General features: G+C 56.6%; 27 protein-coding genes. 9 read left to right on the forward strand and 18 right to left on the reverse strand.

The window, feature by feature from the left end; translation table 11 throughout:
- Positions 1-56: 56 nt before the first annotated feature.
- The 18 genes from ENH71_RS13300 to ENH71_RS13385 all read right to left on the reverse strand — a co-directional run bounded on the left by ENH71_RS13300 (position 57) and on the right by ENH71_RS13385 (position 13560).
- Entirely contained in the window at positions 57-401 is a 345-nt protein-coding gene (locus ENH71_RS13300; protein WP_294134052.1) for a hypothetical protein, read from the reverse strand.
- A 115-nt stretch (positions 402-516) separates the two neighbouring features.
- On the reverse strand, positions 517-1464 hold the full coding sequence (locus ENH71_RS13305) for a phage tail tube protein (protein WP_294134054.1): 948 nt from the start codon (positions 1462-1464) through the stop codon (positions 517-519).
- A gap of 6 nt (positions 1465-1470) precedes the next feature.
- On the reverse strand, positions 1471-1875 hold the full coding sequence (locus ENH71_RS13310) for a hypothetical protein (RefSeq protein ID WP_294134056.1): 405 nt from the start codon (positions 1873-1875) through the stop codon (positions 1471-1473).
- Between the two features lie 24 nt (positions 1876-1899).
- Complete coding sequence (locus ENH71_RS13315; RefSeq protein ID WP_294134057.1) at positions 1900-2364, reverse strand: hypothetical protein; 465 nt, start codon at positions 2362-2364, stop codon at positions 1900-1902.
- Complete coding sequence (locus tag ENH71_RS13320; RefSeq protein WP_294134060.1) at positions 2357-2866, reverse strand: hypothetical protein; 510 nt, start codon at positions 2864-2866, stop codon at positions 2357-2359. The genes ENH71_RS13315 and ENH71_RS13320 overlap by 8 nt, the downstream gene beginning before the upstream one ends.
- Complete coding sequence (locus ENH71_RS13325) at positions 2863-3513, reverse strand: hypothetical protein (protein WP_294134063.1); 651 nt, start codon at positions 3511-3513, stop codon at positions 2863-2865. Before ENH71_RS13325 ends, ENH71_RS13320 begins: the two co-directional genes overlap by 4 nt.
- 14 nt (positions 3514-3527) lie before the next feature.
- Positions 3528-5771 carry a phage major capsid protein gene (locus ENH71_RS13330; RefSeq protein WP_294134068.1) on the reverse strand — a complete coding sequence of 748 codons (2244 nt, stop codon included), beginning with the start codon at positions 5769-5771 and terminating at the stop codon, positions 3528-3530.
- Positions 5771-6250 carry a hypothetical protein gene (locus ENH71_RS13335; protein WP_294134072.1) on the reverse strand — a complete coding sequence of 160 codons (480 nt, stop codon included), beginning with the start codon at positions 6248-6250 and terminating at the stop codon, positions 5771-5773. Before ENH71_RS13335 ends, ENH71_RS13330 begins: the two co-directional genes overlap by 1 nt.
- 89 nt (positions 6251-6339) lie before the next feature.
- On the reverse strand, positions 6340-7179 hold the full coding sequence (locus tag ENH71_RS13340) for a putative phage head morphogenesis protein (protein ID WP_294134074.1): 840 nt from the start codon (positions 7177-7179) through the stop codon (positions 6340-6342).
- A complete protein-coding gene (locus ENH71_RS13345) occupies positions 7176-8582 on the reverse strand; it encodes a hypothetical protein (RefSeq protein WP_294134077.1) in 1407 nt (468 codons plus the stop codon). Before ENH71_RS13345 ends, ENH71_RS13340 begins: the two co-directional genes overlap by 4 nt.
- A 122-nt stretch (positions 8583-8704) precedes the next feature.
- Positions 8705-10288, reverse strand: coding sequence for a terminase large subunit domain-containing protein (locus tag ENH71_RS13350; protein ID WP_294134079.1), 1584 nt, complete (start codon positions 10286-10288; stop codon positions 8705-8707).
- Positions 10281-10844 carry a phage protein Gp27 family protein gene (locus tag ENH71_RS13355; RefSeq protein ID WP_294134082.1) on the reverse strand — a complete coding sequence of 188 codons (564 nt, stop codon included), beginning with the start codon at positions 10842-10844 and terminating at the stop codon, positions 10281-10283. The genes ENH71_RS13350 and ENH71_RS13355 overlap by 8 nt, the downstream gene beginning before the upstream one ends.
- The gene (locus ENH71_RS13360) at positions 10844-11155 is read right to left on the reverse strand and encodes a hypothetical protein (protein WP_294134085.1); all 312 of its coding nucleotides are present in this window, start codon (positions 11153-11155) and stop codon (positions 10844-10846) included. The genes ENH71_RS13355 and ENH71_RS13360 overlap by 1 nt, the downstream gene beginning before the upstream one ends.
- A complete protein-coding gene (locus ENH71_RS13365) occupies positions 11142-11582 on the reverse strand; it encodes a hypothetical protein (RefSeq protein WP_294134087.1) in 441 nt (146 codons plus the stop codon). The genes ENH71_RS13360 and ENH71_RS13365 overlap by 14 nt, the downstream gene beginning before the upstream one ends.
- On the reverse strand, positions 11582-11992 hold the full coding sequence (locus ENH71_RS13370; RefSeq protein ID WP_294134091.1) for a 3TM-type holin: 411 nt from the start codon (positions 11990-11992) through the stop codon (positions 11582-11584). Before ENH71_RS13370 ends, ENH71_RS13365 begins: the two co-directional genes overlap by 1 nt.
- Positions 11989-12531, reverse strand: a complete 543-nt coding sequence (locus ENH71_RS13375) for a glycoside hydrolase family 108 protein (RefSeq protein ID WP_294134093.1) — start codon at positions 12529-12531, stop codon at positions 11989-11991. Before ENH71_RS13375 ends, ENH71_RS13370 begins: the two co-directional genes overlap by 4 nt.
- A 92-nt stretch (positions 12532-12623) precedes the next feature.
- Entirely contained in the window at positions 12624-12971 is a 348-nt protein-coding gene (locus ENH71_RS13380) for a hypothetical protein (protein WP_294134096.1), read from the reverse strand.
- A gap of 67 nt (positions 12972-13038) precedes the next feature.
- Entirely contained in the window at positions 13039-13560 is a 522-nt protein-coding gene (locus tag ENH71_RS13385; RefSeq protein WP_294134100.1) for a helix-turn-helix domain-containing protein, read from the reverse strand.
- Positions 13561-13664: 104 nt separating this feature from the next.
- On the opposite strand from ENH71_RS13385, the gene ENH71_RS13390 reads away from it, so the two are divergent.
- The 9 genes from ENH71_RS13390 (at position 13665) to ENH71_RS13430 (ending at position 21054) form a co-directional block, all read left to right on the forward strand.
- Positions 13665-13949, forward strand: a complete 285-nt coding sequence (locus tag ENH71_RS13390; protein WP_294134103.1) for an XRE family transcriptional regulator — start codon at positions 13665-13667, stop codon at positions 13947-13949.
- 358 nt (positions 13950-14307) lie between these two features.
- The gene (locus ENH71_RS13395) at positions 14308-14793 is read left to right on the forward strand and encodes a hypothetical protein (protein WP_294134105.1); all 486 of its coding nucleotides are present in this window, start codon (positions 14308-14310) and stop codon (positions 14791-14793) included.
- 75 nt (positions 14794-14868) lie between these two features.
- Positions 14869-15237 carry an HTH domain-containing protein gene (locus ENH71_RS13400; protein WP_294134113.1) on the forward strand — a complete coding sequence of 123 codons (369 nt, stop codon included), beginning with the start codon at positions 14869-14871 and terminating at the stop codon, positions 15235-15237.
- A 10-nt stretch (positions 15238-15247) separates the two neighbouring features.
- Entirely contained in the window at positions 15248-16207 is a 960-nt protein-coding gene (locus ENH71_RS13405) for a DUF3102 domain-containing protein (RefSeq protein ID WP_294134116.1), read from the forward strand.
- 4 nt (positions 16208-16211) lie between these two features.
- The gene (locus ENH71_RS13410) at positions 16212-17984 is read left to right on the forward strand and encodes an integrase (protein WP_294134118.1); all 1773 of its coding nucleotides are present in this window, start codon (positions 16212-16214) and stop codon (positions 17982-17984) included.
- A 30-nt stretch (positions 17985-18014) separates the two neighbouring features.
- Positions 18015-19238, forward strand: coding sequence for an ExeA family protein (locus ENH71_RS13415; protein WP_294134120.1), 1224 nt, complete (start codon positions 18015-18017; stop codon positions 19236-19238).
- Positions 19239-19240: 2 nt separating this feature from the next.
- On the forward strand, positions 19241-19774 hold the full coding sequence (locus ENH71_RS13420) for a hypothetical protein (RefSeq protein ID WP_294134122.1): 534 nt from the start codon (positions 19241-19243) through the stop codon (positions 19772-19774).
- Between the two features lie 27 nt (positions 19775-19801).
- Positions 19802-20416, forward strand: a complete 615-nt coding sequence (locus tag ENH71_RS13425) for a DUF3164 family protein (RefSeq protein WP_317622389.1) — start codon at positions 19802-19804, stop codon at positions 20414-20416.
- Between the two features lie 20 nt (positions 20417-20436).
- Positions 20437-21054, forward strand: a complete 618-nt coding sequence (locus ENH71_RS13430) for a helix-turn-helix domain-containing protein (protein WP_349768637.1) — start codon at positions 20437-20439, stop codon at positions 21052-21054.

Raw genomic sequence — 21054 nt, forward strand, 5'->3', positions numbered from 1 at the left:
GCATTTCCTCCAGGTCGGCCTCGCTAAAGCGCGGGACCGGATCCTGGTGGTAATAATCAACGGCGGCCGCGAGCTCCTCGCTTACGAAAGTTGCCGCTTTTGAGTGTCTCCATGTACTCAACAGCGCAGGCCGACACGCAGCTGGCATCGTTCAGCACCAGGTCAATAGCATCCTGGCCTCTGACTACTTCACCTTCTGAGCCCTCAACCGGGATATCACCGACGGCTTGAATGACGCGCTTACACAGCCCGGCATCATTTTCGTTTTCCACCAGGTCGGAGAATTCATCCTGGCTCAGCTGGACAAAGGTGACATCCAGATCGCCCAGGGATTCATCGCCCAGGAACACGGATACTTTTTTCTTGAAGGTGTTGGTTGATCGCTTTTTGAACGTGGCCATGATGGCTCTCTCCTGCATTAAGTTTATGGTTGGTCTTTCATCTTCGGCTCGGCCCGGCCAGCGGTACTGCTTAATCCACTGGCCGGGGCTGGCTCTCTTCTCACGGGGTTGTGCATTAGCTGACGATAATGAGTTCTTCGTCGTTACCGGCCGTGTCAGCGCCGGCCAGCATGTTCAGGTTGGCTTTGATGCCCACTTTGCCGCCCAGCACTGTCGTGTAGTCAGGCTGGATCAGCTGAGTGTTGGGGTTCTCAAAGCGCACGTGGTTGCCGTCACCGGCGTCGGTACCGGCATGCTCCAGAATCAGCGCACCCTGGGTACCATTCTTGGCAGTGGTGAACCAATCTTTGGTGCCGATCGCCGGCGCCAGGAAGGTGATGTCACCACCAGGCTCGCGGTCATTTACATCGATGCCTTCGTAGCCTGGGACGTCGATATACTCAACCGCGTTGTTGTTGCCATACATGTGGCTGATTAAAGCCAGTGAGACGCCATGCAGCGAGGCAGTGGTGTATTCATTGCCGACCGGCACCGGACGCTGGTAGCCGGTGAAATCAGGATTGATGACTGTCTTGGCCACCGGTGCATTCCACAGACCCTTGAGCTTGTACTGGAAGTACGGACGCTTTTTGGCGTCGAAGTGCCGGGTGACGTCACCGCGTACACCGGTCATCGGGTGACGGGTACCGCCCACGTTGATAAACAGCGTCGCGCTGTCACCGTCTGCGCTGATCAGGCTGTAACGCACATCGACCAGCTCATCGATAGTCACTGCATAGCCACAGATTTTGTGGAAGAAACCCCACTCGGGCTCGGTACCGGCCGTGCCAGCACCGCAGATGGACATCTTGAATTCCAATGACACATTGGTGCCCACGTGGAATATCTCAGAGCTGCCCCATGCGTTCTGTGCTGTCTCATCGCGCTCGGTCTCACCGTCCAGCGCTTTGAGCACGACATCGAACGTCTTGAACACATCGGCTGCCAAGGTCGGCGCTGCTAACACGCCATAGGTCTCTTCCTTTTTGCCGTAGATTGTCATTTCCGCTGAACGTTGAAACATGATTGCTTACCCTCTTTGGTTGAAGAGCTGCCACGCCTGATCGCGATCAGCTTCAGTGATTTGGAATCCCAGGACGGCTTCAATAGCTGCCACCTTGGGTCCTTTGTTCTTGGTCATAATCTCGTCGTCTGCCAGATCCAGAGACGCGATCGCATCGACGATGTCACCGGCCCGTGCGCGCTCAGCCAGTTCAGCAGCCGAAACTGGTGCATCGACCGAATCGTTCAGTGCTTGGTTCTCAGCTTGCTTCGGTGCGAACGGCTCCGGGTTGTATGTCGCACTGCCTACTGCGTGCGCCAGGCCATCCTGGCTGACGTAGTGCACCCCGGCAGTCACCGGGCGCTCCATGCCCTTGCCTTTAAGCTCCAGGCTGTGCACGCGCACCTTGTTCTGTTTGGTCGGTTTGCTCATGGTCATGTCCTCACGTAAAAATCGTTATGCTGATTCAGAGTGCTCGCTGATCAGCCTCAGCTTGGCGTAGTGCACCAGGAACCCTGCAAACATCGCTGGTTGACTGGTCAACAGTCGCAGGCCGGCCTGTTCATCGGTGACGATCGTGTCAACGGTCCCGCCCAGGGTCTGATCCGCATCAAACGCCGCATCCATGGCGTCGAGCAGGGCATCAAATCCAACCTCGCTGTCTTCGTCTTCCTGGAAGGCGCGGAAGTAGTGCAGCTCCCAGGTGGAAAACACCACAAACGTGTGGCCAGCATCGGGCGACTCTTTGCGCCGGCCAACCCGGCGAACAAACCCACCGGCAATCATGGCGCCAGTGACATAAAATTCTTTCAACTTGCTCGTTGTCTTGCTGTACTTCTCGCGGTCGTGAAACAGGCCGGCCCCGGCAACGCTGTTGACGACAGAGGCGATCGCGGTGCGAATCTGGGCGCTGTTACTCACCTTGTGTCATCTCCTGGATGATCTGCGGGATCGCGGCCCTGAGCATCTCTTCCACCTGCGCCTCGTTTGCCGCCAGGGCATCACGAAACATGAACTTGCCCTCGGTGCCATCGCGGGCGATGGTGCGGCTGATGGCAAAGGCGACACTGCGCGCTTCCTGCCCCTCCAGCCCCAGCTTGTATTCAACCCATTCCTGGAGCGGGCGGATCGGAACAAAGTGCGGTTTGGTACCCATCTCGATTGGTACCGTGTGCGCCGCGCTGCCGACCACCAAGCCGATCACCTCACCACTGATACCGGAGGCAACCGGTGGTACCGCAGCTATCCCACCGCGCAGACCCGATGAGCCGCCCCGGCCCTCCGGTGCCCGCTCGATCGTTTCGCGCTCCAGGAGCATCACTGCCTCGGTCATCTGACGGGTCAGGTGCCGCTGCGTAATCTCCGGTTCGCTCGCCCACAGCTGTGCAAGCTGTGGCAGATTGGTTTCGAGTAAGATCCTCATCGGTTTCGCATCCCAGTTCGACTGGGTGATGGGATCCTTGCAACTGCGCTGGCAGCATTAGTGCTGGTTGGCTTGCCAAACTTGCTCTCGTAGCGAGCACGATAATCACGAGCACGAGCAGCAAAAGTGCGACCTTTATCGTTGTGCTGTACCGAGTCGGCCTGAACACTGACGTCCGAATCGTGGCCATACAGCGCCGCCACCTGGTCACAAAGGATTGCTGCGCCCAGGCAAGCCAGCGCCTCACAATCATCTTCATCGAAAGTGAGTGGGGCGGTATGGCTTGCTGTGTAGCAAACACGCACAAGCTCACCGACACCAACAACACCAGCAAGCAGACGAAGCTCAACATCAGAGTCAGGAAGGTCGTAGACATAAAAATAATCCTCAGTTACATAGCTTGGCGGGTTGCGACCGATCGGCGCTTCAATGGTAAGAATCGAGCTGCGCTTGTTGGTCCACTGGTCAGGCGTTTGCAGAACCATCGCCTCGCCAACTTCCACATCCTGTGTCAGCTGGCGGGGGCGGTCCGCGTTGTAGCGATTGATGACCAGCGCCAGTGCCGTCGAGACATCTCCGGGAGAGAGTCGGCTGTCGTCGTCGCGCACCAGGCTGGTCATCAAACTCTTAAAGGCTTCCGTTTCCATCAGGTAGCTCGCGTTTAGGCGTCAGCAACTACATGCTTGCGCATGTTCTTGTGGCTGCTGGCTTTGCCGCCATAGATGTGGCGGATCTTGTAAGTCACCATGTCGTTGGTGAACATCGAGCCGGCCGTCGGCGTGTCCTGGATGAACATCTCGGGCTCCTGACGGCCATCCATGAAACCCACTTCAATGGTTGGATGCTCGGCAGGATCACCGATCAAGGCCCAGTCGCTGACGTCGGTCCAGTACGGTACCGGGCGAATCATCGGCATGGATGATTGGGCAAAGTCCGGGTCCAGGTTGGTATCGCGGCGGAAGGCTTCAAACGCTGCCTCCTCCAGATCTGCCGGGATCAGCAGAATCTTGGGCGCCAGGCCCAGCGGCTCGTCGGTGTCGTGGTCAGCCTGTTTCATCATCGCCAGGCGTGCGACCAGGTAGGCCGCTTTGCTGAACGCAGCGGTGCCCAGGTTGCCGTGATCGGCGTGGAAAATCGCCTTGGTATCAGCCATCACCGGGTTGGTGCGGATGATGTCCAGGACAAACTTGTTCAGCGTGCGCTTGGCTGCAGTTGTCACAGATTGCGGGATCCGCATGACAAAACCGACATCGTCGTTCTTGATCATCTCCAGGGAGACTGCAACGATACCGCCGCGCTTGACCGGGCTGTATTTCTCAGCCTTCTCAGTGGGCTGATCCAGGCCAACGTAAGCTGCCTTCTCGGCAACCACAGGCAGATCACCAAAGCCGCCGAACATGACGTTGTTGCGCTCACGGAAATCATTGAGCGGTACGATGTCGCTGACAATCTGACGCCACAGCTCGTGCTGCAGGTTCTGGTTGTACATGGTCAGCACGCGCCGGTTAACCGCATCACCGAGCATGATCGGGAATGATGTGGTATCCAGGGCCTCACGGAAACGGCAGTTGCGCAGCTGCCCGGTGACGCGGGTGTCACCGGTGGCCGCCAGATAACATTCCTTTAGGCTGATCACTTCGTTGTCGTCGCGATCCAGCAGCTTGTCGAGCATCTCTTCCATGCCCTTAACTCCCACGGTGCCATCACCGCCACCCAGGCCGCGTACGGTGCCTGACTCAGTGAAGCTGGCCAGGTACTCGCGCTCTGCACTGATCGCTTCTTTGAACTTTTCGGTTGTCAGGGCGGGATCGGTTTCCAGCTGCTTGATCAGCTTGTCCTGCGCCTTCTCGGGCAGGTTGGAGGTGCGGACCGCTTCGCGCATGGCGGTGCGGGTTTCCAGAACCTTCAGTTCCGCGCGGGTGATCGGTGCCTCGTCGCCAGTCTTCGCAGGCGCCTGTACCGGCTCAGGCTTGGTGGCTTCTTTGAAGGCCGTGAACACGGCATCTTCATCATTTTCGTCCAGGCCTTGTGGCAAAGAGCCGTTGTTGGCCTTGCGGATCGCTTCGAGCATGCGCTGCTTCATGGCATCGTCCTCATCGTTGGTATTTGAGGCAACCGCCTCGATCAGATTAATAAGCTCTCCGCCAGCGCCGGCTTCGACGATCAGGTCAACGGAGTGGATTTTGGTAAATCGGGTAGCTTCCATGATGCGGCCCACGCGCTTGGCGGTACCCTCGACATCAATGGAAAAGCCAAACAGGTGATTCATGTTGCGCTCTACTGCCTCGCGCAATTTGCCAGCAACCACCGCTTCGGAATCGAAGACATCCAGCACTGCCTGGATCTCGCCTTCGTCGGGCGTAGCGCCTTCAACAAACTTGGCATCGCGCAGCCCGCCGATCAGGTTGCGCACATCCTTGCCTTTGCCGCCCAGGTGCTCGTCGTCTGATTTGATGAACACACGGGTGCCATTAAAAAGCGGCGCCGCTTCACGCAGCACAGCCACTGGATAGCCTTTGTTGTTGGCAGAGGTGCCGGCGCGGATCACGCGGATCAGGAACGATCTGGATTTTTCCACATCGCCCACGGCTTCAATCAGCGCCACTGATTCGCGCATGGATGCGCCAACGGGGGTGAACTCGCGCACCACTTCAGAGGGGTCGCCAATGGTGACAGTGTTGTCCTGGGCGATCGTGTAGGGATACGCGTAGAAGCGGCCGGCCAGACGTGCGACGGCGCGATCGGGATAGATGGCTTCCAGGTCAATCCAGCATTCGGACTTGCCCAGCTGCACTTTGACTTTCTCATGCAATGCGCTGCGCACCAGTTCGATGGTGTCACGCATCTCGCTGGCCGCTTCGCGCATCGCTACCGCGCCGACTATACCTTCTGCAGGGATAAACATTACTGTGCAGCCTTCGCTTTGGCAGCGGCTTTCTCAGCTGCCTTGGCGGCAGCGGCAGCGGCTTGCGCTTTGCGCTCATCGGGGGTGGAGTTGTACTTGCGGCCGGAGGTGGTGACGACAATGAAGCGGCCGTTGCCCAACGCGTTGAAGTCCAGGACCTCTGCTACCTCGACACCTGCGAACTTCGCAGCGGCAGCAACTGTGGCGGCGGGCTTGTCATCGGAACCAGGTGACGCAGGCTTGTTGCCGGCATTGTTGTTGCCAGCAGGTTTGGCGGTAGTCGCATTGGCCTTGGTCGCCTTATTGGGTTTGCCAGCTTTAGCAGACTTCGCGGCCTTGGCAGTGGTGGCAGCAGCTGAGTTTTCAGAAGCGCCGGTCGTGTCGGCAGGCGGGGTTTGCGTGCTGGACGTCGATGTACCGGCAGATGAAGCATCTGCTTTTTGGGTAGGATCGCCGTTCTTTTCTTCGTCGTTGGGCATGGGTGCAACTCTCCGAATCAAAATGATTTATGGACAGTTGCAGCGTACTTGAGGGGGGTGGAGTAAGACTTTTAACCTAAGTTAGTAAATTATGTTACTGCGCGTTTGCCCGGTGCGGACATCTGCCAGCTCTTCATATAGGGCAGCGACATACAGCCGCAGTTGATGACTTCACCGATCGGCGCCTTGGGATCATGCGGGTGCATCATCTCAATGCCACCGATGATAAACGGCTTGTCCAGATCTTGCACCTGTCCATCAGCATAAGTGTGAGTTTCGCGCGGATCTTTGCGTGCGCTGCGGCGCCATTGCTTTTGCATACCAGGCAACACTGTTGCAGCAGAGCGTTTGCGCAAATCACTGGCAATCGAGTTGGCTCGGCTGATCTCGGTGCGCAGAATGCCCAGGGCGCGAGAGCGATCACCTTCATCCAGGATATTGGTAATCACCGTGATCGCCATGTCGGCCGGCTGCACGCCCATCATCACCATACCCAGCTGTGTGTCGATCTTGTCAGCCATGATGCGGGTGACGCCGTCGATCTTGCGTGTGGTCACATGCTGCAGCGCGGCCAGCTGACGTGTATCAATGGCCGGCGCCACCCCGGCGATGGTCAGGCCAGCAGCCTGCAGCGGCCGGTCAGTGAGCAGCTCACCCAGCGACCAGGCATTGCTTAACGCTGATTGCGCGGCCGCAGCTGACTGACTGGAGACCTGGTTCAGGATGACCTTGATCTGCGACTCCAGCTCACCGAGCAGCCACAGGTTGTAATCGGTCGGCGAGATGCGCAGCAGGAACTTGATCTGCTCACGTGCTTCGTTGAGGATCCGGTTGATCATCAGCAGCGTGGCAGCGCTGAGTTCTTCAAACTCAGTGACGACTGCCTTACGCTCCTGGTTGAATGCCTTGCGGCGTTCGCGATCGTTCATCCACCAACACCCACATCCAGATCAACATCGGCGTCATCGGTTTTCTGCGTGGCGATCATCGCCTCGACTTCCTTGAGCAGCTGCCCCGGCTCTTTGTCCACACCCAAGCGCCTGGCCGTAGCCACGATGATCTCGATCGCCACCTCACGGGTCATCAGCCTGGCGTTCATCGCCGCGACACACGCGCCCACCACCTGCTGCATGGCAGAGGCGTATTTCGTGGTATCTCGCTGCACCATCTCGGGCAGCTCACAGGTCACCCAGAACGCGCGATCGGACGGGTCAATCGTTCTGTTATTGAACTGGGCCCACATGGAGATCACAAAGGTGCCGATCACCTCCAGCATGTACTTGAGCCGGCGCTGACGCGCGGCCAGTATCTTGAAAGTCGGCTCATCCATCTCACCGGCCGTGCTGCGGTTCACATCACCACCACCACCGAACCAGTGCTCCGGGATTGTTGCACCACCCAGAACATGGTTGCGAAACAGCCGCGCCGACTGGCTCGTGTCGGCTGCGTTCATCTCCGGCACCAGTGCAGTCCATTCCTCTGACTCGTTGTGTACCCGAACGCCACCAGATTGCGGCACCTGGATGTTCTTTGCCTTGGCCTTGATATCCTCCTCGTTGGCGCCCTTGATCAATACGTCCCACATGAAGGCACGCAAGCCCTGGTTGCGATCCAGCTCCCCAAACAGGAACTGATCATAGGCATCCAGCCAATCCATTTGCGGCAGCAGATCGGATCGGCCACGGGCGCCCGATGCCAGCCCCCGGATGCGGAAGTAAAAACACTCACCATCGGTGAACGTCTTGCGCTTGCGCCTGGCGCGCGCACCGAACACAGACTCATCGGCGTTGATGATCACTTTGAAGCGTCGGTAATTGCCCTTGCCATCCTTCTTGGTTTTGATGCCGATCGGCTGACGCTTGTTGTCCGGGTCGGTGATCACATCGTCAATCTCAGCCGGATCCAGATAACCCAGGCGCACATGACCGTTCATCTGGTTCACAAACACCGGATAACACTGCTCACCGAACAGCGCGAGCTCGCGGGCGAACTCCTCCAGGGACAGATCCATGTTGTTGATGGGGTCATACCAGAATTTCTCGATGATTGCCTGGGCTTCATCATCGGGCACCTTCAGCCGGACGCCATCACTGAGCATGAACGCCAGGGGCAGCTCAATAATGCGATCGGCGATCAGGTTGGACTCCCACAGAAACTTTGCCAGCTTCTGCATCCGGTCCTGTTTCATCGGCTCCAGGTCGCGATCGTTATTACCGGTCAGCGGGCGCCATTGTTCCTCATCCGGATCAATGCTGCTGCCGGCCGCTTCAATGAACTTTTCAGTGCCTGACTCAGCGGCCTGAGCGGTTTTTGTATCTGTCTTGGTAGCCATGGTCATAATCTCTGGTCAGTTGCGTTCATGAATCGATCCGCGAGCGTTGCGCGATTTCTCTGGCGTCATAGCGCCGGCACCGGGGAAAACGCCGTAGGCGAGCTCTCAGGGCCTCGGGCAAATCAGCGGAACATTGTGGTACGGCGGCGGTTTTCCATCCGCGATGGCAGCAGTCGATCAAGTGATGCTTCGATGTTCGCGCCAGCTGCTGGTTCTGTTTCTTCTAGGGCTGCTGCCCAGGCGAGCAAACCACCGATAGCAGAGTCACCGTGTCGGTACATGCCATCGCTGCCGCGATCGCGGCCATCACTCATGCGCGGACTGCCCTGGTGCAGCACAACCCGGCGATGGTCAGCAATAACATCCTCGCTCTTGGGTACCAGAATGGTTTTGTCCTCGTAAGCCGATCTGTATTTGGGGAAATACTCGCTGTACCACTTCGGGGTGGCCATCACGCAATCGATGCGCTGCTCGCCGTACTCCTGCAGTGCTGCTTCAGCATGTGACTGGCCGTTGCCCCTGGCATCAAACTTAGCGTGGTGAAACAGCGGCAGGCGGTCGATGATGAAAAACATGATGAGGCGCTGCACATCAAATGGGATTTTGCGCAGCTCCAGCATGAACGCCGTACGCCAGCGCCTCACTCCATTGGACTGCATGATCCAGAGAACCGACAGGTCACCGTCGCGGCCAAAGTCCTGTCCGTACACCGAACGCTGATGCGTGGGCATGTTGTCGATCACCGGCTGCAGGACATCACGGCACCACTGCTCAGCCTGTTCAATACGTCTGTCGTCTGTAACCCATTCAGCGGGTTTGGTGAAACGCAGCACCGGGATAGTCTGATCCTGGCACTGCTCGATCAACGTCCGCGTGAAATAGGCACCGCTGCCGGCCGAGGGTATACAACCGAGTTCTTCATCAGCGGCCGTGCCATACAGCGCATAGATCTTGTCCCGGAACTCGCGCTCTTTCTCCTGGGTCCAAAGCTCACCCTTGACCAGGCAGATGCGCTGGTAGAATCCCTGAGCCAGCGCCTCATCAAAGGTGACCCTGTGCACCGAGTATTTCAGCTTGCCGGCTTCGATCTCGCGCAGGATCTGATTGAAGGGATTGCCATCACCAAAATGTGTGCTGCAGATATCAACCCGGCCACCCCAGATCAGGAACGCCATGGCCGCATCGATCAGCGCCTGCAGGTCATCATGGAAAGCCGCTTCATCCAGGCGGGCATGGCCTTGGTGACCACGAAGGTTTGACGGCTTGCTGGACAGGGCAACAATCTCATGACCAGATGCCATGCGGATCCGGTAGCGCAGGATGTCTTTGTCTTCGTCATCAATGACAGACTTGTCCAGGGAAACGGAAATCTCTGATGCGACCACCTGGTAAGCTTTGGCAAAACTGGCGCAGTCACCGATGAACTCAGCCGCCATCTCTTTGTTGTAGCCGACGTAGTATTGGTTCATGCCATTACGGTGCGCAGCCTCAAGGGTCGCCTCTGCAGCCAGACAGCCCCAAGTGCCACCAATACGACGGGACTTGACCAGTACCCGCACCGGGCTCATGTCCTGGTGCCAGCGTATCTGATACGGCAATAGAACATCAGGCACTTCGCTGGCGTTAAACTGGCCAACGCGCTCGCGCTGAATGTCATCGACCTGGTCCAGCAGCTCGCGCTGCTGCGCGGCGCTCAGATTAGCCATCGATTTTTATCCCGAGGAATTTGGCGCGCACGCGCTCAAACTGCATATCCGACAACCCGGCCTCAGCCTGGATCTCGCTGATCGCCTCGGCGGTTTTGCGCGCGAGCTCCTCACGCACTTTCTTGGCCCATTGCTTTTGTGGCAGGGACGCCCGGCTGATGTTGCCCAGGGCGCGGAACAGCATGGTGATTTCCTTCACGTTGATCTTCTGGTCCGGATCATCCGCATCGTACTGGTTCATCAGCTGGAAAATCAGATCCTGGGCGAGCGCGACGTTGGCCATGCCCAGGGCATCGCCTTCATCGTCCATGGTCTCATTCAGCAGCTTTGCAGCTGCTGTACTGGAGCGGATTTTCTCAATCCGGTCTTTCAGGGTTTTGCCGTAGATGCCCAGGCCCGACCGGCTGACCGTCAGCTCCAGCTCATGGGCTGCCAGCTTGCCATTGAGCTGCTCGGTCAACTCGTCATAGTTGCCAAAGGCGTTGGCCACAAGCTTGGAGTCAAGCCAGGCTTTCACCTCTGATGGCAGCTGCTGTATTTTGCTGACGGCCGGCATCAGAAATCTTCCGGATGAGCAACACCCAGATGGCGATCGCCAAGGCCGTCCAGGAAGTCAACGCCATCGGCGCTGATCTTCGCCATCCAGCGATCGTCATTGCGAAGCGTGATGATCACCAGGCCACGCTCTGACAGGTAGTCCAGGGAGTTGCGGATGTTAAACTTGGTAAAGCTCAGATCCACATCGCCGCGCAGCACCTGCGCAATCAGGCCATCACCGATTGGCTCTGGCCTGTTCTGGGACAGCGCCTGCAGGATGCGTAATCGACGCAGCCGGTGCCTTTGAGTTTCCATATCATTGAGTCCCATTTGTTGTTCCTCTGCTGCTGACCGCTTTGATCAGATCTTGGATTTCCCGGTTGAAGTCTTTGCGTAGCTCATCCACCTTGCGCTCAAGGTTGAGCGCATGCTCCAACCAATCATCTCGTTTGATGTACTCGCCAGCCACCTGCTCGCGGAACTCCTGCAGGCGTTTGTCGACATCGGAGATGCGCGCCTCCATCCGCTCTCGCGCTGTGGAAAACTCGCCTTTGTTCTCGCGCACCTGGCCAGCCAGCTGGCTCACCAGGTTCTGCAGGTTGTCATTCACCGTGCCCCAATACTCTTTTTGGCTTTTCGCCTCTTGCGCTTTCCTGCTCTCTTCGCGCATGAAAATCCATTTCAGAGCGCCGCCCATCCCAGCGATCATAAACAGGATGATCGGCACCGTAATTTTCAGGATGTCTACCAGCTCCATTACTTAGTTTCCTTTGTGAAGAGGCCTTTAACGTGTGGTGCAATTTTCTCGCCGCTTCGCCCGACCACGTAACCGCCGATGCCGATCTTCAGTAGGTCCCATGCCTCGTCAGAAAGCCGGAACGCCAGGAAGCCAAAGGAGTCGCATACCACCAGGACCAGGAAGGTGAGCATGGCGATCGGGCGCCAGGATCTTTGCAGCCAGCTTTCACCCTGGGCCTCGGCCATGATCACTTTGGCCTGTGACTCCAGGATCTTCGCCTCGTACTCCAGCACCTGGCCTGTAACGGTGTTCTGCAGATTCAGCATCTGCGCTCGAAGCTCCAGACGCTCACCATCGCTGGTGTGCATTTTGTCGATCAGCGAGGTGACCGGCGTGATGGCATCTGCCAGGAATGAGAGGATCTTCATGAGTAAGCCCTGTTTTTCCAGCCGTTGTGAAAGACGCCCTGGGTAGGATCGGCAGCGATGATCAGCCGGTAATGTCCATAGGCTTCTGAGCGCATGGCAGCCAGCGGGTTGAGCTGATCACGGATATCGTTGATGGCGGCGAAGGTTTTGGAGCCCAGCAGGCCATCTTCAAGCACCGGTTTATTGCAAGCACGCAGCGCCCGTTGGATGATCTTCACGGCAGGTTTAGAGCGCATGTTGACCAACAGGTCAAAGGCTTTGATGGCCACCAGATCATGATTGATCTCGTCGAGCCGGTAGTAGTCCCAGAAGTGTTTGCGATACAAGCGGGCGACTTCACCAGGTGTCAGGGCGGTGATGTCTGCTTCGGTCACGTGGCCGTCGCCATCGATGTCGCCGTCCAGGTCGGGCAGACCTTTCAGAAAGCGCAGCGATATCCCATAGTCAGTCACGCCACCCCGGTCAGCCTTATGGTCAACCAGACGGCCCTCTTTTTTCAGGGTCTGCTGCAGTGCTGCGAGAAACGCGTTGGCGCTCATGGGTAGAATCACTCCTATGTTGGAGTGATCCTAATCGCGCGGGGCGGGAGGAGGCTTTTAACCTAAGTTAGTAAATGGGGATAAAGCACAAATCAGAAGGTGCCCGCACGGAGCTTTACGTATGTTTTATTGTCGGACGACGCTAGAAACTTACGTCCATCGACGATTTTACCTATAAACGTGACTTCCTTTTTACGACCACCAAGTAGCAGGCCAGCCAAGAGTCCCACTGGACCCAAAGCCAGCGCACCAGCGGCACCCCATCCAACTGTCCCTGCCGCTTTCTTGACTGTCTCTTCAGTGGCGATCTCGAATTCAATATCACTGATTTTGATTTCTTCGGGCCAAAATTCACCATCCACTGGGAAGAGTATTTTCTCGTCTTTCACGCGAGCGGCGCCAAGTACGAATGGCCCGGCGATAACCTTGATATTGCTCATTAGCGGTCTCATCGATGCGGGCTCACGGCGAAAAGCGCCCAATTAAATGTGGATTGCTCTCTCGTGCTCAGTCTTCTATTTCTACCATGATCAACGCATCAAGCACAGACCTTACTGTATCGACGCTTGGCGCAGTGCGGCTGTTGGACAGCGTTTTATTTTGATAAATGATCGACACGGCCTTAGAAAACACCTTTGGCGGCAACGTCTCGTAGTCTTTGTTGTCTAGTATCACAGCCCAGATACCCTGCACAATTTTGTTCATCAGGTCCATATCGAGGTCTTTGCTGGTGGTGAGCGCGTATTTTGCACCATCCTCAGCAATATTAAGCAAGCTGCTTTCCGCTGTATCGATCTCATGCAGATTCTCGCTCCTGACCCCGGTTACGATGTATTGCACATCCGCACCTAGCCGTGCAATTCGCGCCAAATAATCTGCCGAAGGCGAACCGTTTCCCAGCTCGTACCTCGACTGCGAGTTCCTCGCCACGGCTCCTTGAGCCGCAAATTCAGGCTGCAGATAGCCTAGCCGTTCTCTTTCTTCCTTAATTCGGCCTGCTATTTCTACAATTAACGTGATATTTTTCATTTTAATATTGACTATTCTACAGTTTTGTAGAATAGTCACCTTGTAAGTTTACTTTTATTACCCTGCTGCGAATCAGGGAAATTACAAAACAGGAGTATAGCACCATGAATACCGAGCGTATTCGAGAACTGCTTGGACAGCACGGCTATAGCTTGTCCCGCATAGCCAAGCTGCTCGATGTTCAACCATCCTATGTGTCCCTTGTAGTGGCGCGGAAGCGCAGAAACCACCGTGTAGCGATTGCCATTGCTACTGCCATTGAACGACCAGTCGACAGTGTCTTCCCCGACGTTCCGCTTTATCATGGCCCTCTTACAACTGCCGAGCAGCGTGATGCCGAGCTGGCCAGGCGCCTTCAATCTCAAGGCGTTATTCGGCGGTCCGCATAATGCAAGGCGCTGCAATCTGCCGCCGCCAATCGACTGACAGCTCCAGAGCAGTGAGCGGCACACCGTCTGTAAAAATCAGCTCCAGCAACACCTCAGCTGATCGATCCAGGGCCCTCTCACGGACAGATGGAGGCATCATTGCGCTTATCGCCTGTGTCAACTGCCCGATAATCAAAGCCTGGTTAAGTGCCAGAGTCTCCAACCTTTCTAACCTCTTCAAGTTCGCCATTTCGCTCTCCGTCTTCGTTACCAAATGCGTCGCTCCGACGCTTTTGAGACAAGCCTATAGCCGGCCGTTCGCGGCGGATAGAGCGCAAAACCGCTTTTGTTTAGAACACGCCTCCAGAGGACATTTCTAATGTCGCGAATAAATTGGAACAAGGTCCAACCAACCAGTATTACGCATGCGATGGAGCTGTGTGTGGGCTGTGCCAGGGAAAAAAAGAACCTGTCTGTAGAGCGTATTGCAGAGTTGATGGGCTTGGCTGGCCACCACTCACTGTACAAATGGATGGCCGAGGGACGGATGCCAGCAGTGCTGGTAAGACCCTTTGAGCATGCCTGCGGCGCCAGTTTCGTCAGCCGTTACATGGCTCATTCAGCCCAGTACCTAACGTTGAAAATCCCGAGCGGATCGAAGGCGGACGCCCGCGACATCAATGCCCTTCAATCGAGCCTGACAAGCGCTGTCGGCGCTTTGATCAAATTCCATGATGCCCAATTGTCCCAGGACGACTGTATCGCCGCCCTGACCGGTGCGCTGGAGAACTTGGCATGGCACCGGGCGAATGTGGAAAAAGCCGACACACCTGAGCTGAGTTTATTTGAGGAGGAGATCCAGTGAAGCGTCGATCACAACCGAAGCAATCTAAAAGCCGCAACACCTATGCACCGAAGAAAGCGGCCGGAACCATGATGTATGGACCGCACCCGCACACTCAGCACCAACATCGAATTCGCCAGGGCGCTGGCCAGGAGTCACCACGACATGGCTGAGAACATTCATGAGCGCGTTTGCCAAATGATCACGGCCATGGCTGGCCATGAGGTTCATGGGCTACGCAATTCAGAGCTGGCCGATGCCCTAAACGTCTCTCGCCCAACAATTACCCGCGACCTGGCTTCACTGCAGCGCATTGGCATTGTTGAGCAGATTCCGGGAATGCAGGGCCGGTGGCGGCTCGGCCCCAAGATCATTCAGATATCGCGCGCCCATGCTGAGGGCATGGCGCGGGTTAAATCCGCTGTTGCAGAGATCGAGCAACGCTTTTCACGCAACCCACTTTAGGAGAGACATCATGGCAGCTGACGCAAATGAAAAACGCAAACCAGGGCGACCGAAGGAAACTGCAGCCGCAGAGAAAATCGGCCCTGAATTCGTTACAGAGACCCCGAAGGACATGCAACAGGCCGAAGCTGCCTGGCACGGGGAGCAAATTGAGCATGATCGGAACCTGGTGGTGATAGACAAGCAATACGGCGACAGCTTGCCTTACGACATAACACGCCTGGAGAACGAGACAAGATTCTATTTGGGTCAAAGTGCAGAATCCATGGTACAGGCCGGCAAGAGGCTCGTAGTAATCAAAGAGCACGAAGGCCACGGTCAGTTTTTGTCCTCGCTTCAACGAATCGGGCTGGAACCTCGCACAGCCCAGCTAATGATGAAAGCTTCCATCAAGTTTGGCACGGCAAATGCGAAATCGATTACGCATTTGGGCAGCACAAAGCTTTTTGCACTTCTGACCCAAGATGATGAAGATCTGGAAGCCCTCAGTGATGGTGGCACGGTTGCTGGCCTGAAGCTGGATGATATCGAAAAGATGTCAGTGCGGGAGCTTAAGGCAGCGCTGAGAGCTGAGCGCGAACTGCGCGCAGAGGATGCCGACGTGAAAGAGCGCCTACTGGCAAGCAAGGAGCAAAAGGTCAACCTTCTCGAAAGGGAACTTGATGAGCGAAAGCTGCGAGTCAAGAAGTGGGACGGGGTGGTTTCTGAAATCACTTCTAACGTCACCATCATGGCTGGTGGTGCCATCCAGCAAATAAATCACCTGCGCACACAGATCGAACAAATCCAGGAAGAATCCAAAAAGTTCGATCTCTCAAAACAGGAGATGGAAGCGATCGTCAAACCATTCGCTGATCACATCTCGACTCTGGGCGAATATTTCCGCGAGCTAGAAGCTGAGTTCGGACTCAACCTCTCAGTCTATATGCCAGCGCATGGTGGCAACTTTATTGAGCACTCTGAGGACTAAAGGCATGAACCAGCTAGCCACAGATATCATTCGTCAGCTGGCCATGAGGCTCGACACCGCGCCTCATGGCAGCAAACGTGCTGAGGTTGAACAGGTAGCTGAGGCGCTTGGCTGGTCACCGCACAAGGTCTACGAGCACCTCAAAAAAGTCGGCTGGAGCTCAGGTCGTAAAAAACGCTCTGATGCCGGCACAACGACTGTGAGTGACCAGATGCTAAGTGATCTGGCAGCGGTGGTTGTAACCTCCATCAGAGCCAATGGCAAAGTCATCATGGATGTGCCCAATGCCCGCAGCATGCTGCAGGCGAACGGCCGTGATTTCGAAGTCAGCAACGGCCACTTGAACCGGCTGTTGCGCAAAAGGCAGATGAACGCGCCAGCGCTCAAGCGGGCAACGCCTCACGTTCAAATGAAGTCGCTGCACCCAAACCATGTGCACCAGGTAGACCCCTCGTACTGCGTGCTGTACTACCTGCCTGGTAAAAAAGGGCAGGATGTCCAGCGCTTCGCCAGTGACGATGAGTTCTACAAAAACAAACCTCAGAATATCGAGCGCAACGCCTCACTTCGGGTGTGGCGATATGTGCTGACCGATCACTACTCAGGGACAGTGCTGGTGCGCTACTACCAGAGCGCTGGCGAGACGCAAGCCAACCTGTGGGACTTCCTGTTGTGGTGCTGGGCGAAGATGGCTGGCAGGCCGATGCACGGTGTCCCGACGCTGTTGATTTGGGACAAAGGCAGTGCCAACACGTCCTCTGCGATCAAGAATGCGCTGACGGCGCTGGATGTCAAAGATATCCCTCACAAGGCACACAACGCCCGCGTTAAAGGTCAGGTTGAAGGTGGCAACAACCTGGTGGAGAAGCTCTTTGAGAGCCGTTTGCGATTCCAGCCGGTGCATAGCGTCGATGAGCTTAATGAAGCCGCTGAGCGCTGGTCGACCGCCTTCAACGCAAATGCCATACCGTATTTTGACAGCCGTCTGGCTCGCGATGGGATGGCCCAGCCGCTTGCCCGTTTTGCGCTGTGGCAGACCATCCGTAAAGAGCAACTTCGAATACTGCCCGATATCGCCTTGTGCCGCACTTTGCTGGCCTCAGCGCCGCAGTCACGAGTGGTCAGTCAGGCCATGACAATCAGCTTTAAACACCCGCAGGCTGACAGATCGCTGACCTATGATCTGCGTGGTCTGCCTGCTGTCCACCCTGGTGCAAAAGTGGACGTGTGTCCGCTGGTCTTTGGCGATCGGCAGGTGAAGGTGATTGCTACCGATTACAAGGATGAGAAGCACAGCTTCAGTGTGTCGCCGGTCGAGTTCAATGATCTGTCTGGCTTCCGTGTGGACGCGCCGGTCTGGGGCGAGGAGTTCCAGTCGATGCCGGACAGCGTTCAGGACGCCAATCGCAAAGACGCCATCCGCAATGCTTATCCGGAAAAAACGGATGAGGAAATCGAAAAGCTCAGGCGCAAAAACGTGGCGCCGTTCGGTGGCCTTGATGCGCACAGCCATCTGGGCAACGTGTACAAGCCTTCCTACATGCCGCGCCTGGGCACGGATATCGAACTTCCCAACACCAACACGATGGAAACCAGGCCGCTGTCGATCATCGAAGCCTGCAAACGCATTCGCTCCACCCTGGGCAGATCACTCTCGCCCGAGGAGAACCAGATCATCAGAGACCGGTACCCAAGTGGTGTGCCAGTGGATGAGTACGACCAGCTCGTTGAGCTGATTAATGGACCGCCGGAGGCGAAACTGGCCCTGGTGAAATAACCCGCAACACTGACCATGACGGAGAGAGCAATGGCAGCACCAAACACCGTTACACACATCCCTGGCGCCACCCTGATGCTGAAACGCGTGATGTTTCGCCTCGGTGTTAGCCAGGTCCAACTGCACCGCGTAGTCGGGATCCCGACCAGCACGCTGTGCGAGATCATCAACCACAACAACTGGCCCACCAATCATGACCACCAGATGATTCGCCGAGCCACCGAGGAGCACATGCTCCAATGCGGCGCATTAACGCAGGACATCAAGACGCTGTGGCAGTTCGATGAGGATGACACGCCAGTGACTTACCACGGCCACCTGGTCCGCATGCGTAAAGCTAACCCAGTTGTCGACTCATCGAAAAAAACTGCTTTTATCAACGAAGAATTACCGGAGAACGAGATGCTGAGCCAGAAAGCCAAACAGCTTTTTAAACTGTTCAATGATCCATTTATTGATGATGTGACATGCCCGGATGATGTCTTTATGTCGCCCGATCAGCAGTACGTTCGCGGGGCCATGTACCAGACTGCCAAGCGCGGCGGGTTCATCGCTGTTGTTGGCGAGAGTGGTGCAGGCAAAACCACTTTGCGCCGGGATCTGCTGGACCGGATCAACCGCGAGGATCCGAATATCCGGGTTGTGTTCCCCAGGATTATCGACAAATCGCGCATCAATGCCAGCAGCATCTGTGATGCGATTCTCGCTGACATGGATGTACGGCCCAAGTCGTCGCTGGAAGCAAAAGCCAGGCAGATCGAAGTGCTGCTGTCTGAATCAGCACGGGGCGGCAACGCTCACGTGATCATGATCGAAGAGGCACACGACGTGCCGATCCAGACGCTCAAATTTATGAAGCGGTTTTGGGAGCTGGAGGACGGCTTTAAGAAATTGATCAGTATCATCCTGGTCGGCCAGCCCGAGCTGAAAAACACCCTCAATGAACACATCCATCCGGAGATCCGCGAAGTGTCGCGCCGGTGCGAAATCATCGAGCTGCAGCCGCTCAACGGCAACCTGGAGAAATACCTGGAGCTGAAGTTCAAACGGGTCGGCCGCAGCCTGGCGGACATCTTCGAGAAAGATGCCTTTGATGCCATCCGGGCGCGCCTCAGCGTCCATAGGGGCACGAGTCGGGTGCCAGTCAACATGATGTACCCGCTGATCGTGAACAACTGCGTGACCGCTGCCATGAACTCCTGCGCTGAGCTGGGTATGGCGAAAATCAATGCTGAACTGATCAAGGAATTGTAACCATGCAATCTCTCATGCAATCGCTGACGTTTGCCCAGTGGCTCGATCTGGCGGTGCTGCTGGTAACCGGCCTACTGGTCCTGTTTGGGTTCTGGCTGATGGCCGGGGCCCAGCAGGACGACTCGCAGCCAGACTTGCACTACCTGGCAGAGATAGATGATTTCCGGGGTAATGCGGCGGTCGAGCACTGGGCCAACGTGTTTGTGCTCAACAACGTACCCAGGCGCTTCGGCCTGAGTTTTGCGCAGTTCATGACCAACCCGCGCGGCTACCTGCAGGTGCTGTTCTTCTATCCCGCCAAGGATGTACCAGAAGTGCGGCCGCTGCTGCCGGCACAGGTCGTGGTGTATGAGCGGCTGCTGCGCGAGGAGCTGGAGGCGGAGGAGCTGCAGCAGCTGCAGGACAGAGAACTCGCTGCCCTGGAGAGCCGGTACCAGACGATCAGCAACAGCGGTGGCCGCATCACCAGCTCCATGGCCACCCGCAAGCAGCCTCGCAAGTGGCAGACACGCGGCACCCACCTGAAACACGCCTGACCCCATTTTCTACTGAGGAGCATGACCATGCAAAACGCTATTCCCGAAGGCTACCGCAAAAATGCGCGCGGCGACCTGGTCAAAGAGTCTGGCATCAAACCGATAGACCTGGCGCGCGATGAGTTGACCATGGAGATCGTTGCCAAGGCCAGAAATGTCAGTCAACTGCTGAGCACCGTGAAGGCGTCGATCTACGGCGACATCGAAGCATTCGTCGAGATGTCAGCCGAGCAGTACGGGGTCTCCCTGGGCGGCAAAAAAGGCAATCTGACGCTGCTCTCGTTCGACGGCCGCTACAAAGTGCTACGCGCCAACGCTGACAATATCGTTTTCGATGAGCGTCTTTACGCCGCCAAGGAACTGATTGACGAGTGTCTGCGCGACTGGAGCAAGGACGCCCACCCAGGCCTGATGATGATGGTCAACGATGCTTTCCGCGCTGATCGCAATGGCGAACTTCGCACTGCTCGAGTGCTTGCCCTGCGCCGGCACAACATCGATGACCCACGCTGGAACCGGGCCATGGATGCGATCAGTGATGCCCTGCAGGTGGTCGGCTCGAAGAGTTACATTCGCGTCTATGAGCGGGTCGGTGAGACTGATCAGTACAAGCTGATCCCACTTGATATTGCGGGGGCTTGAGCATGCCAGCGAGCAAAGATATGAATCGTCCTTTACTACCTGTCATCGGACTGCGGCTTGGTTATGAGCGGGATAGGCTCGGGCTCACGCAGGTTCAGCTTGCTGAAGTTGCAGGAGTGAAGATTCGAGCACAGCAAAACTACGAAGGTGGTAAACGCGCTCCTAACGCGGAATACATTCTCAGGCTACACGAGGCGGGTGTCGACATTCTTTTCGTACTGACGGGAAAGCGCACGCCCAAGGCCGCACCGGAGCTGCCACGGCTGCACTCGCACGACAAAACTATAAGCGCTACGACAGCAGAAGCGATTCTGAAGCTGATTATCCCAGGAAAGCAGAAAGATGCCGACTGGTACCCAGGCACCGACATGCCGTTCGTCGTGTCCAACGTGGGCAACGCCCAGGACGGACTCAACATGGTGGTGTTTGTGTGCATCGACGCCTCGCTGCCAGAGCACGTTGTTGCCCGACCAGTGTTCCTGGAAGTGGCGAATGTCCAGCCTCCGGTCATGCTGCCTCGCAGCCGCTTCCGGTTCTCACCAGGTGATGCCGCTGTGGCGGCTATGGGTCTCAAGGATGCGGTCACCCGGGTAATCAAACTGCGCAACCAGCAGCAATCAACGTCACTGGACGCGTAG

The sequence above is a fragment of the Pseudohongiella sp. genome (assembly GCF_011050365.1).
GTDB lineage: Bacteria > Pseudomonadota > Gammaproteobacteria > Pseudomonadales > Pseudohongiellaceae > Pseudohongiella.